8 protein-coding genes are annotated in these 13,654 nt (G+C 59.6%); 2 read left to right on the top strand and 6 right to left on the bottom strand.

The features are described from left to right. Window positions 1–3,212: Calx-beta domain-containing protein (locus tag AC0L27_RS12640; RefSeq protein WP_473319284.1), on the top strand; the 3,212-nt coding region annotated here is incomplete at its 5' end. Between the two features lie 74 nt (window positions 3,213–3,286). Further along, window positions 3,287–4,273, top strand: coding sequence for a hypothetical protein (locus AC0L27_RS12635; RefSeq protein WP_473319282.1), 987 nt, complete (start codon window positions 3,287–3,289; stop codon window positions 4,271–4,273). Window positions 4,274–4,355: 82 nt separating this feature from the next. Here the strand turns inward: AC0L27_RS12635 and AC0L27_RS12630 are convergent, their stop codons facing one another. From AC0L27_RS12630 to AC0L27_RS12605, 6 genes are all read right to left on the bottom strand, one after another. Then, window positions 4,356–5,072 carry a methyltransferase domain-containing protein gene (locus AC0L27_RS12630; protein WP_473319281.1) on the bottom strand — a complete coding sequence of 239 codons (717 nt, stop codon included), beginning with the start codon at window positions 5,070–5,072 and terminating at the stop codon, window positions 4,356–4,358. Window positions 5,073–5,238: 166 nt separating this feature from the next. Next, the gene (locus AC0L27_RS12625; RefSeq protein ID WP_473319279.1) at window positions 5,239–5,766 is read right to left on the bottom strand and encodes a transglutaminase-like cysteine peptidase; all 528 of its coding nucleotides are present in this window, start codon (window positions 5,764–5,766) and stop codon (window positions 5,239–5,241) included. 1,265 nt (window positions 5,767–7,031) lie between these two features. Further along, entirely contained in the window at window positions 7,032–7,628 is a 597-nt protein-coding gene (locus AC0L27_RS12620) for a 2OG-Fe(II) oxygenase family protein (RefSeq protein WP_473319278.1), read from the bottom strand. Window positions 7,629–7,728: 100 nt separating this feature from the next. Next, window positions 7,729–9,048: an HlyD family type I secretion periplasmic adaptor subunit gene (locus AC0L27_RS12615; RefSeq protein WP_473319297.1), complete on the bottom strand. Its 1,320-nt coding sequence runs from the start codon at window positions 9,046–9,048 to the stop codon at window positions 7,729–7,731. Further along, window positions 9,045–10,979, bottom strand: a complete 1,935-nt coding sequence (locus AC0L27_RS12610; RefSeq protein ID WP_473319276.1) for a type I secretion system permease/ATPase — start codon at window positions 10,977–10,979, stop codon at window positions 9,045–9,047. The genes AC0L27_RS12615 and AC0L27_RS12610 overlap by 4 nt, the downstream gene beginning before the upstream one ends. 93 nt (window positions 10,980–11,072) lie before the next feature. Continuing rightward, a complete protein-coding gene (locus AC0L27_RS12605; protein WP_473319274.1) occupies window positions 11,073–13,463 on the bottom strand; it encodes an Ig-like domain-containing protein in 2,391 nt (796 codons plus the stop codon). Window positions 13,464–13,654 lie beyond the last annotated feature (191 nt).

Here is a 13,654-nt window from a genome sequence, read left to right as displayed (position 1 = left end):
TCTACGACTTGACAAAAGGCATTTTCCCGACCGCCATCTATCAGAACACAAACTACTTCCGCGACGTCGTGTTTGCCGCGGGCTCGTCAAATCCCAGCAATCAGCCCGGCGCGGTGAGCGTCAGCGGGACGCCGACGCAGAACCAGACGTTGACCGCAACGGTGAGCGATACGGACGGAGTGCCCGGTACCATCTCCTATCAGTGGCAACAGAGCGCGAACGGCAGCACCTGGACCAACATCACTGGCGCGACCGCGAAAACGCTGACGCTGGGGCAGGCCCAGGTCGGCAACTTCATACGCGCCACGGCTTTCTACACGGACCTGCTGGGCAGCAGCGAGACCCCGGTGAGCTCCGCGACCGCCACGACAGTGGCGAACGTCAACGACGTCGGTGCCGTCGCAATCAGCGGCACGGCGACCCAGAACCAGACGCTGACGGCCAGCGTCACGGATCCTGACGGCGTCCCGGCGAGCATCGCCTATCGCTGGCAGAGCAGCGCCGACGGCACCACCTGGACGAATCTCGCCGCCACGACCTCGAGCCTCACTCTCGACAGCAACCTGGTCGGCAAGCGGATCCGGGTAAACACCACCTACACCGACCTGCTCGGCACCAGCGAGAACGTGACCAGCGCGGCGACGGCGACGGTTGCTGCTGCGAGTTCGGGCACCACTCTGTTCACCACCCAGGCACCGTCCATCCCCAATGCCACCGATGGGTCAGGAGCGGATTACGAGCTGGGGATGCGCTTCACCAGCGACACGTCCGGCGTAATCCAGGCGATCCGGTACTACAAGGCCTCGAACGAGACCGGCACCCATATCGGCCACATCTGGTCGGCAACGGGCCAGGAGCTGGCGACGGTCACCTTCACCAGCGAAGGCGCATCGGGCTGGCAGCAGCAGGCGCTCGCCACCCCGCTCACCATCGCGGCCGGTACGACCTACGTGGTCTCCGTCAATATCAACAGCTACTACGTCTCCACGACCCAAGGCTTCGCCTCCGGCATCAGCAATGGTGGCCTGAACGCTGCGGCCGGCGCCGGCGTCTACGACTTGACAAAAGGCATTTTCCCGACCGCCATCTATCAGAACACAAACTACTTCCGCGACGTCGTGTTTGCCCAACCCAACGTCATCTCACTCCTTAACAGTTCCACCGTCTATGTCAGTGAATCGGCGGGCACGGCCACCATCACCGTCGTACGCTCTGGCGACCTTCAGTCGCAAACCACCGTGGAGTACACGACGAACGAAATCGGCACCGGCGGCACCGCTACGGCGGGCCTGGACTACATGCAGCCGACGTTCAATGGTCGGTCGAACACCGGTCAGATCGTCTTCGGATCCGGGGAGAGCACCAAGAGCTTTACTATCCCAATCGTGAACGATCAGCTCACCGAGGGTACCGAGACGTTCGCTGTCGGGCTTCAGAATCCCAGTTCCGGCTCCCTTGGAGCTCCGCGCACTGTACTCGTCTCCATCATCGACGACGACTCACCCGCGTCCATCGCAATGGCGGACGCCGCCGTGAGCGTTGCCGAGGGCACACCGACAGCGACGATCACGCTATTGCGCAGCGGCAGTGCCTCTCAAGCTGCCACGGTCGGCTTCACAACAAGTAACGGCAGCGCGGTCTCGGGATTGGACTACACGGCCTCGTCCGGCACGGTGGCGTTCGCCGCTGGCCAGGTGACCCAGACCATCACTGTCCCAATCATCAACGATACGACACCGGAGAGCGACGAGACCTTCACCGTCACCTTGAGTAACCCGACTGGCGCCACTCTCGGCGCACAGGGGATGACGACAGTAAAGATCCTGGATAATGACAACCCCGACCTCGGCAATTTGGTGGGCCAGACGGCCGTGACGGGGCTGAACGAACCAACGGCGATCGATTGGACTCCCGACGGCCGCTACATGCTCGTCGCGCAGAAGGACGGCATCGTGCGCGTGGTGGACAACGGCACTCTGCGATCTACGCCGCTTATCGACCTTTCGAGCGAGGTAAATGACGTCAGCGATCGCGGACTTCTAGGCATCGCGGTGAACCCAAATTTCTTCGCAGGCAGCCCCTATGTCTACCTGCTCTACACCTACGATCCGCCCGAGACGACGGGCCAGACGGGACTCGCAGGACCCGATCAGGCCGGGAATCGGCCTTCGCGTCTGGTCAGGGTGACCGTCGACCCTAACACCATGGTTGCCAATCCGGCGAGCGAGTTCGTACTCGTCGGCAAGAATAGCATTTGGGCGTATACGAGCCAGCCGGACACGGACAGCAACGGCGATCCCAGCATTCCTCCATCAGGTATCGTCAACGGCGCCACCATAACGGCCCCCGCCAGCCAGATAGAGACCGGAACGCAGGACAACGATCCAAACCACGCCGGGATCCAGAACCAAAACATTCGCGATTATCTGGCAACGGACGGCGACTCGCATTCCATCGGTGCCGTTCATTTCGGGCCTGACGGCTATCTCTATCTCACCGTCGGCGACGGCACGTCATACAATTTCGCAGACCCTCGCGCGGTACGGGTCCAAGACATCCACAATCTCTCCGGCAAGCTGTTGCGGATCGATCCGACCACAGGTGAGGGAGCACCCGGCAATCCATTCTACCAAGTTAGCGATCCAAACAGCAATCAGTCGAAAGTCTTCTACTACGGCGTCCGCAACGCTTATCGCTTCAGCTTCGATCCGGTCACCAATCTGCCCGTGCTCGGAGATGTAGGTTGGGACAGCTGGGAAGAGATCAATACTGGCCCGGCCGGGTCGAATTTCGGATGGCCCTATCTCGAGGGCCCGAACAGGACCGCCAGCTATCAGGACCTCGCCCAGGCAATCACCTTCTACAACAATGGCAACCGCAACAATACGTCGGACCCGCCTGCAGTATTTCCCATCCTGGCCGAGAGCCACGGTGCCCCGGACAATTTTCACGTGATAACCGCGGGAGATTTCTTCAACCGGAACACCATGTTTTTCGACGATGTCTACAATGGAACGATCTTCGCTGCGACCTTGAACGCAAACCGGCAGATCGCCAGCGTTCAGTTGGTGGACAACAACGCACAAGGCATCGTCGACCTGCAGAAGGGGCCCGACGGGTGGCTCTACGGAGCCGACATATTTGATGGCACAATCCGACGTTGGGTGGACCCCTCAGCCGCACCCGCTCTGGGACTCGCCGTGGGATCCTGACTGGCGCGCGCCACAGGATGCGTCGAACTGCGACCGTTTCGGGGATAGCGATCGACCGTGCCGCGTGAAATGGCATGCATATGGACGCCTCGGAAGATCGAGGCCGTTTAGGGGGATTGATGAGATCTGCAACAATATTGACGTCTATCGCGTCGATCTCTTTGAGTTTGGGGATTGGAGCAACGTCGCCGACCCTGGCGGCTCAAGAGCAGAACTCATTTGAATCTTCAACGTTATCGCTACCGCCGAAGTCCACGCCTAGGCATCGCGTCGATGCTTGGCGGCAGATGGACGATAAGCTCGCTAGTCCGACGAGCGCAAACGGTTATATCCCGTGGCGTCTCGCTTACGATAGCGGCGTAGATGGTTCTAGCGGCAAAGACAGACCCGCCGCCGCACCTGCTCCTGCACCCGCTCCGTCATCGAAACCTTTGACTTTGAGTGGACCGCCGCTTTCCTTTAACGATGCGCGATTTACCAGTGCTATTTCCTACAGCCGTCTGGACAATGGCGTACCGGATGGAGGATCGCTCGCAGATCGAAGCTATATTTATTACGAAGTCGGTGATAACACGGTTGGATGCTGGGGCAGCTGCACATTAACGAGGCTCCGAATCCAATCCCGCGAATGTATCAGGGCGATTAAAGGCAACATCGTAATCTCGGACTCTTATCTCGAGGCGACAGGACAAGACGATGACCATGCCGATGTGATCCAGACCTATGGCCCCGGCAATCACGGAACGATCACTGTGCGAAATACGTCCATTGTCGCGCACAACACCTCAGCGACCGCCGGCATATTCGTAGCCGACAGCTGGAAGCCCGATTTGGTTGATCTAGAAAACGTTATGTTCCAGGGCGGACCTTTTGGTCTGCGTCTTCACGCCGATGGTTACACCAACGCACATTTGCGAATGAAAAATGTTTGCTTTGTCGGACCGTTCCGCTTCCGCAAGTTTTTCGTCACCGAATTCATCATCGACGAGTGGACGAACGTGAATGACTGCGTCATTCAGAACGGCCAGCTTGTTGTCGTGAGCCCCATCCGACGCCCTTGACAGCGCCACGAGTGAATGATGCGGAAAGCCAGGGCGGCGCACATCGGCCTACCCTGCTCACATGGGTCAGGTGCTGCTTCGATCAGCGTCCAACTGGCGTGATTCCGGGATTTTTCCGAACTGCCATAAGCGACTTGGTCATTCCGAGATATCTTTCCGGGATGATGCCCGCGTCCGGAAAAAGCGCAGAAAACATCCGCCTGTCGAGCAAGGTCGAAGATTGAACGGTCCTCATCGCGTCATCGACGGTTGCGGCTTTGGACCAATAGGGCCCCAACTTGCGGGCCATGACCAAGCGGAATTTAAGGGACTCGGGAAGCCAATGCAGGAGCGGTGTTCTCGCGTGTGGCTCGATCGGAAACCAAAAATAGGGCGTCTGCACGAAATAGTTTGGGGCGATCCTGCGAATCTCCTTCGCCATTGCCATCATGTCCGACCACTGGCCGACATGTTCGATCACCGAATTCGAGTGGATCACGTCGAAGCTGTTGTCGGCGAATTCGGGCATGTGACAGGCATTCCCGTGCAGGAATGTGAATCCCGGCTGGGCTGCAGGTTGCGCATCGTCCAAGTTGACCAGGGTTATCTCGACAGGCCTGCGTATAAGCTTTCTCTTATCCTTCCAGTAAGCCTCAACTCCGCCTACATCGAGAATCCGCAGAGAACGACCCGTCACCGGAATCGAGTTGACGAGGTCGAGAAATATGGAAAAACGGGCCAGCCTGAAACTGCTTGACGCCGCCCTCTCATAACCACCAACTTCGAGCGCCGGGGAAGTCGCCATTTCGGTCTTTCTCAATGGGAAGTCCGGCTTTGATTATATACCCATATTTAAATTTGCTTCAAATAAAATCGCCATGATATTATTCTCCGACTTGGCAAGATCGAGCGTGCGAGCCTGAAGGGCTTTGCCCGACCAGGCCAGGAACGGCGCGCAAGCTCTCAGCCAACCAGCTGATCATGCCTCATCGCCGACTAATTGCCGCCCACAGGCGGTGATTGTCGCGGTTCTGTACGCGAACCCAGCGATAGGGCATCTGCGACCACGGCTTGATCTGCGGCGCGAGATTGTCGAGGACGAAATCGCCCCCCCGCGTGCGCACGAGAAGCACCAGGTGGTGCTCTCCGGAACTGACGATGACTTCGCTCAATAGCAGGACTCGCGCAGGCCAGCCGCGCCGAAGCAACTCGTGACGCTTGCTTACCGCGTAGTCATTGCAGTCGCCGCGATCAGGATTGATGACCCATTCCTCTCCGGCAAGGCCGCGTTCGTTGCGTGCCGGCACGATGGCGAGGTTGACCGCGCGATTGACCTCCTGCAGCGCCGCCCAGCGGTCTTCGGTCAGCCGGATCAGCCCACCGCGAAACGAGCGCCGCTGGAGACATTCCGCCTCGTAGCGCAGGCAGAACACCGTGTACGCCATGGGCGGGAGTATCGGGCTTCCCAGCTCGATGTGCTGATGCCCCGCCCGCAACGTGGCCGGCAGGGCCATGCGCCCTGCACCCGCCCATTGACTTCCTCCGATCATGATAGCGAGGGCGGCAGCGACTGAGCCGGCGGTCCGATACATCTGTCGATCCCCTCGCAAACGCCAAACTGAGGCTGGGGTATGCCGGCGGGCCGAGAACGTCAGCAACGCGGCGATATTTCTTCCTTGATTTTATTTTAATTAATTTAAATGTCAATTAAATATAAATCACAATTGGACTCCGACTCCTCGGCATCCAAATTAATGTTCTTTGCTGGAGCACTTCGGGCTGATTTCGCCTCCGTTCGGGCGCTTTTACAGCTGCCCGGGATCACTCGGCGTGGCCATTGAAATTAAGGCATCAAACGATCCGGATAATTTAATTGTTGAATTAAATGCGACCGCGCAGCAAATTCCACCCGGAACAGGCCCTCCTGCCCGACAATTAAGATTGCACCGCAAGCGAATGGATGTGCTGAGGAAGTTGCACCCCCGAGCGGCTCGCAGGTTCGCCGGCCAGCAGAGCAAGCCTTCGCCGCACTCGGTCCGTGCGCGCGCATGGGTTGTCGCTGCCGAAGGCGTGGATCGGAATTGGTAGACTCACCCCAGCCAATCTCTGGCGGCTGCTTGGAAGCGCCCGATCAGGCCTGACGGACGGGCGAAAGCTGCGTACCCTTATGGCTCGTTCCTGGCGCCCTTATCCCGCTTGAGCCACGCCCTCCTGCTCCAGACGCATTGCAGGAGTTGATGGTCAACTCGATGCTCGTTGATGCGCAGGCCTCGGGCGGCTGATGCGCGCGGGGCCTGCGTCATTCCTCGCCTGGCAAAGGCTCGGTGTTCCTTGAGCGCCGGCCCTGCCTTATCCTGCGGGGGCTTGAGAAGGTAGGACAGCGCTGCGCGATGTTGCGCCTTGATGAAGACCTCGACCGGCACGCCAGACAAACGCCTGGCCGACCCGAGTCTCACCAGCTACTTCGGCTTTAGGATGACGCGAGCGATCTAGTAGCTGGTGTCGACACGCTGCTCCAGATCATGTCCGCGGAGACCAAGCCGCTTCGCGTCGATTTCGGGGGTGGCCTTCTAATAGAACGCCGGCCATCGCAGCGTCGCGGTCTGCCCCGCATGGATCTGATCGACGTCGCGCGGCCCAATCTTGACGTACGGCCGCGGCACGACGATAGGCTTCGGAGGATGCAACCCGACGAGCGGCACGCCATCTGCTGCGAGCAGGTACTTCTCGCCGATCGCTCAGCTCAAAGCACCGTTCGCAAACCCGGCCTCGCCCTTATTCAGTTGAATTTCTTTTTCGTCTTGAACATCAATGTTATCCGCAGCAATGGACAAACTCTTGAGATTCCTCTTGCTGCGTGCGGAACATCCCCCTGGAAAAGCACTAACCGATTTGGGCGTGGCAATACTGCTGCGACGATGTCTGGCGGTGGCTGTTGGGTCAGGAAGACGGTCTCACCAGCCCAATTCGGATCCCAAGTCGGATTAGAATAGAAGACTGCCGTGTAGTCGTTGGGATCGACTGAATCCAAATGAGCCGAACCTTCGCATCCGTATGGATAGCCGTTTGCATAGCACCTCATCAGGGTGTGATCTTTGAAGATCGACTGCTTCAAGAGGCTCCACATTTTCCAGATGACCGGAGCTTCCTTCAACAACGCATCTGAACAGTCTGACGTATCGGCTTCGTCGTATCCCCCGGCAAAATGCCTGTACCAATAGCGATAACTGCCGGGTGCCTTGAATGATACTGCTCCAAATTTCCACGATGTATTTTGCAGATAATCTTGAACGTTCGCCAACACCTGTTGTTCTAGGACATCATCATAAACACGAATGACCGGGGCGTGTGAGAGTATGATGGGCTGCGCTGTCATTTGTCGAATAGCTCCTTGATCGCGAGCTCGGTGCTCGTTGATATACAGGCCCCGAGTGCCGGTGCACTCGGGGCTGTGTCATTACGCGTCCAGCAAGGGTTCACCGCTCCTTGAATGCGCGCTCCGCCTGATCGTGCAGCGGCTTGAGCAGGTAGGATAGCGCGGTCCGACCTGCCGTCTTGATGAAGACCTCGACCGGCATGCCGGGCAACAGCTTGGCCGACCCGAGTTTCGCCAGCTCTTCCGGCTTCAGCAGGACACGGCCCGTGTAGTAACTGGTGCCGGCACGCTGATCCTGTGTAATGTCTGCCGAGACCATGCTGACCTCTCCGTCGATTTCGGGCGTGGTCTTCTGGTTGAACGCCGCGAAGCGCATTGTCGCGGTCTGCCCCATATAGACCTGGTCGATATCGCGCGGTGCGATCTTGACCTCGACCGCAAGCGAGTCCGCATCGGGCACGATCAGCATGATCTGCTCGCCGGGAGAGATCACACCTCCGACCGTGTGGACGCTCAGCTCGTGGACGCGACCGGTTTGCGGTGCCCTGATATCGATCCGATTCAATTGATCGACCGCCGCGGTCTTGCGCTCGCTCAGCTCGGAGAGCTTCGATCGCGTTTCGATCAGATCCTTGCCCACTTCCGTCCGCAGGTCCTGGTCGATCTGAATGATCTGGAGTCCGATTTCGGCAATCTTGCCCTTCGACTGCGCAATCATTCCTGCCAGCTGGCTGCGCTCGCCTTCGAGGCGAGCGGAATCCCGCTCGAGGGAATTGAGCCGCGTGATCGGCACCAGATTTTTTTGCCAGAGACTGCGCACGCCCTCCAGCTCCTGCCGGATAAATTCGACTTCCTTCTGCTTGGCCTCGGTCTGCCCCGTGAGGCCTTTGATCTCGTTTTCCAGCTGCGCGCTTTTCTCCTGCAACTGCGCTTTTTGGCCGCTCCGCGCCTGACGACGCAGCTCGAACAGCTTTCGCTCCGCAGTAATCGCACGGCTCGCCTCCGAGTTGCTCTCCTTGGCCCGGTCGAGCAGCACCTTGGGAAAGACAGCCTGCTCGGCGCCATCGCGCTCGGCCTCCAGACGAGCCTGCCGCGCGAACAGCTCATCGAGGCTGTTCGTGACGATGGTGGCATTCGCGAGCGTCTGCGTCTCGTCGAGGCGGATCAAGATATCCCCTGCATTAACCCGCGCGCCCTCCCGCACGCGCAACTCTCCCACGATCCCACCAGTGGAGTGCTGAACCTTCTTGACGCTCGAATCCACCACGACCACGCCTTGGGCGATCACCGCGCCCGACAATTGGGTCGTTGTCGCCCAACCGCCGACCCCAAAGGTCACCAAAGCGAACAGGATCATACCGACGATTATGTAACGCTGGATGGATTGTAAGGCCGGCGCTATCGCTACCTGACTGTTCATTGGCCGCCTCCGTGAGCTTCCCCGACGACCTTGAGCGGGACTGGATTTCGCAACACTTTCCTTAGAACTTCTTCTCTCTTGCCGAAGGACTGAACCCTGCCTTCCCCAAGGCACAAGACGTGGTCCACGCCTTCTAGCGCCTTCGGACGATGCGCGACAATCGCGACAATTCCGCCCCGACGGCGTACATTCAGGATCGCCTCGGTCAAGGCCTCCTCCCCCTCCGCGTCGAGATTGGAAGAGGGCTCATCAAGTACGACCAGGAAGGGCTGGCCGTAAAAGGCGCGCGCGAGCCCGATCCGCTGCCGCTGCCCCGCCGAGAGCGCCAACCCTCCCTCGCCGATCTTCGTGCTGTAGCCGTCCGGCAGGGAGAGGATGAGGTTGTGCGCGCCCGCCGCATGCGAGGCTTCCAGAACAGCGGCGGCGGTTGCCTGCGGGTCGAACCGTGCGATGTTCATTGCGATGCTGCCGTCGAATAATTCGACGTCCTGGGGCAGATAGCCGATGTGCTTGCCGAGGGCATCTGACGACCAGTGATCGAGCGCGGCTTTGTCGAGCCGGATCCTGCCGCGAATGCACGGCCATACCCCTACCAGCGCACGCGCCAGCGTCGACTTGCCGGATCCGCTCGGACCGATGATTCCGACCGCCTGCCCGCTCCGCAGCTGGAACGATACTTCGCTGAGGGTGGGCCTCTCGGAGTTCGGGGCACCGATATAGAGGTTCTCGGCGGTAAGGGTTTCAACGGGCGCAGGCAATGCCAACCGCTCTTCCTCGTGAGGCAGAAGCTTCAGCAAGTGATCGAGCCGTTGCCCCGATTGACGCGCGGCGACGAATCCCTTCCAGTTCGCAATGGCCAATTCGACCGGCGCTAATGCCCGCGCGGTGAGGATCGATCCGGCAATGATGATGCCTGCGGTCGATTCCTGGTTGATGACGAGAACGGCGCCGACGGCAAGAACCAGCGATTGCAGGATCGCACGAAAAATCTTGGAGGCACCACCGAGTCCGTTGGCGACATCGCTCGCCCGCTCATGGGCGGCGAGATACTTCGCGTTGACATCCCGCCAACGTAGGGCTGCCTGCTGCCGCATGCCCATGGCCTGCAGAACTTCGGCATTTCGCCGCCCCTCGAGCGCAAGGGCAGTTCTCGAGATGGCCAGACGCGAGGACGCCTTTGCCGGCCCTCGGGTGCGAGCTTCCGTGAGCATCGTAATGCCGACCAGCACCATCGCGCCGGCGAGCGCAGTGACGCCAATCCAGAAGTGGAAGAGGAAGCAGACGCCGAGATAGATCGGCATCCAGGCCAAGTCGAAGAGCGCCGTCGGCCCTCCGCTCGACAGGAAGCTGCGGACCTGATCGAGATCCCGCACCGGCTGCAAGCCATCGCCATCGGCCCTGGTCTTGAGAGGCAGGCGAACAAGCGCGTCGAATATGCGGATGCTCAGCCTTTCATCGAAATATCGGCCGACTCGAGCGCTGATCCTGTTCCTGACGAGGTCAAGCCCACCCTGAAACAGGTAAAGGACCGTCGCCAGAACCATCAAGGCGACCAGCGTCGGTATGCTGCGCCCGGGCAGCACTCGGTCATAGACTTGCAGCATGAAGAACGAGCCGGTGAGCATGAGTAGATTGCTCATCCCGCTGAAGGTCGCTAGAGCCCAGAAAATCCGACGGCAAGACCGCAGGAAAGCCGACAGCTCTGACTGCGACTCGTCATAGTGCTCCGCCGGGCCGGGTCGGCCAGCGAATATCCGTTGCCGCAGGGCTTCGACCGAGTCTTTTACCCATCCGATCAGCCGCGGCGTCAGCAATTGAGCGTCTTCCGCCCACTGCCGTCCGGCCGCCCAGAGCCCTGATATGTGCAGAAGTGAAATTCGATAGAGATGCGCGGGCGGGGGGAGTACCCCCCGCCGTCCAAAGTCAATCATGGCTGCCGCCCTTGAACCATGCCTTTGTCGGAAGATCCCCCAAGAGATCCCCAAGGCAGTTGTTGAGTACTACTTGTGTGGTTACCCCGTCCCCTACGCGAAGTGGAAGTCGTGGCTGGTCAACGCATCCAGCTTGGTGTTCTTCAGCGTGAGCGTGTCGCTCCCCGTCGCGAGGACGACGTCGCCGCCCGATTGGGCCGCGTGGGAGAGAACGCTCGCGAAACTGTCGAACACAGTCTTGCTGAACTCGATCGTGTCGTGAGCAGGACCGCGGGCAACGAAGTCCTTGATGACGTCGTGACCGAAGTTCGCGCCAAATACGAAAGTGTCGGCCTGGCTGCTGCCAACAAAGGTGTCGTCGCCAGAAGTGCCCTTCAGTGTCGTGTTGCCTGTTGAGGCGACTAACGTACTGCCCGAAGTAGCCACGGTCTGACTGGTAGCGGATAAGGTTGACGACGAAGCTGTGGTGGTTGCACCGATCTGCCCGTCACCGTTGAGATCCTGATGGAAGGTTGTCTCAAGCGACTTGAGGCCGACGTTCGAACCCGACACCCAGCCGCCCGACGAGGAGCCGGTCAGGCTGCTGACATGGGAAACGTAGTTGCCGTTGTCGTCGGTATTCCAGGCCGTATAGAGTCCGGAGCCCTCCTTCCAGACGACCTGATAGCCGCTCGCCGTCTTCTCCGCAGCAATCGGTGCCCAAGTGCCATCCGACCCGTCTACGAAATCCACACCGTGGCTCTTCAGCGAGGGGCCAGATCCGCTACTTCCGTTGAGGTAATATTTGCCGCTGCTCTCAGCTAGAGTTGTCGCACCGGCGGACTCAACAACCTTACTGGGCGTCGGCGACGTCGGTGTGGTTGCAATGGAAGTACCGATTTGACCGTCACCGTTGAGATCCTGATGGAAGGTCGTCTCAAGCGACTTAAGGCCGGCGTTCGAACCCGACACCCAGCCGCCGGACGTGGAGCCGGTCAGGCTGCTGACATGGGAAACGTAGTTGCCATTGTTGTCGGTGTTCCAGGCCGTGTAATAACCACCGCCCTCCTTCCAGACGACCTCATAGCCCGTCGCGGTCTTCTCCGCAGCGATCGGCGCCCAGGTGCCATCTGAACCGTCCACGAAATCCACACCGTGGTACTTCAGCGAGGGGCCCGATCCGCCGCTGCCGTTGAGGTAATATTTGCCGCCGTTCTCAACGAGCGTCGTCGCACCAGCCGACTCGATTTGCTGACCGGAAGTTGGCGACGTCGGCGTGGACGGCGCCGAGGTGCCAGTTTCGATGCTCGCCGTGACCGCGGTCGATGCCACACCGGTGTTGCCAGCCGCATCCATTGCCTTCGCGGTGAGGCTGTGCGAGCCAGCCGCGAGGGAAGCGGTGGTATAGGTCCATGCGCCGCCGCTGTTGGCAGTCGCGCTACCGATCTGGGTCGTGCCGTCGAACACCTTCACCACGCTGCTCGCTTCGGCGTTGCCGGACATCACCATCTGATTGGCGCTGTCCACCATATGGCTGCCAATGGTCGGCACAGTCGGCGCCTTGGTATCGACGGTGACGGGCAGTGCAGAAGAGGCCGGGCTGGCTTCACCCGACGCGTTGGTCGCCGTTGCGGTGAGCGTATGCTTGGCGTCAGTCAGGACCTTCGTGATGTAGTCCCAGCTGCCAGTCGAACTTGCAGTCGTGGTGCCGAGCTTGGTCGAACCATCGAAGATCGTAACGGTGCTACCAGCAGCAGCAGCGCCCTTGAGTTCGAGCGTATTGTCGTTAGTGATCTTATCACCAGCGACGCCGCTGTCGTCTGAGAACGAGGCGATAGTGGGTGCATCCGGCGTGCTCGGTGGCGTCGGCGTGCTTCCCCCTTCAACCGGCCAAGGCGGCGGGATGAGATCACCCGGAACGAGTTGACCATTCACGATCGTTGCGGAGCGTACGTTTTCCCACTGGGTGATGTGGATGGGTGCATTGACCTCCTGAAAGAGATAGGTCGTTCCCACGAAATACACATCCTTCAGGGAGACGTAGATATCGCTCGTATCGGCAGCGATGCGCAAACCAAACTGACCACCTTCAAACACCACGTTGTCGTACGTGAATGTCCCGCTGTATTCGTCTGCGACGAACATCCCAGCGGTGTCATTGCCATTGGCGTGGCCGACAATCGTCGTGTTCTTGACGGTCACATTTCCAGTGCCTCCGGGAGCGTAGGCCTGAATGCCATCGGCGTGATCGCCGGCTTCGCCCGTCGTTTCGATATAGGAGTTGCTGATGGTAATATCGCCGCTTCCCGCGATGCGCACACCTTCGCGCGCGTCGATACGGATGTGATCGAGGTTGAACGAGCCAAAGCCTCCCACGACCGCGTCGCCGCTGAAATCGGCAATGCTTGCGTTCGAAAGCGTCCCGCCATCGGGAATCGCGCCCCCAGTCGAGTTCGTAACGCTACTGAACATCGGATCATCCCAGCTCAGAGGAATGGTCGCCATCTAGTTTTCTCCTATTAGATTAGATTTGATTACCCCTGGCCCGCGCCCATTTCGATTTGCCGAGCGACGGTAACCTAAGCGCAGCCCTGCTGGCGCAGCGCCGTTGTGTTCCTCTTCTCGACGGGGGGAGGCTTTTTTGCGACGACACGACGGCCCACCCAAGGTAATTTCTGAGTTACCTCAGCCAAAGT

The sequence above is a fragment of the Bradyrhizobium sp. Ken51 genome, assembly GCF_055807435.1.
This window is presented reverse-complemented; position numbering and strand designations above follow the sequence as displayed.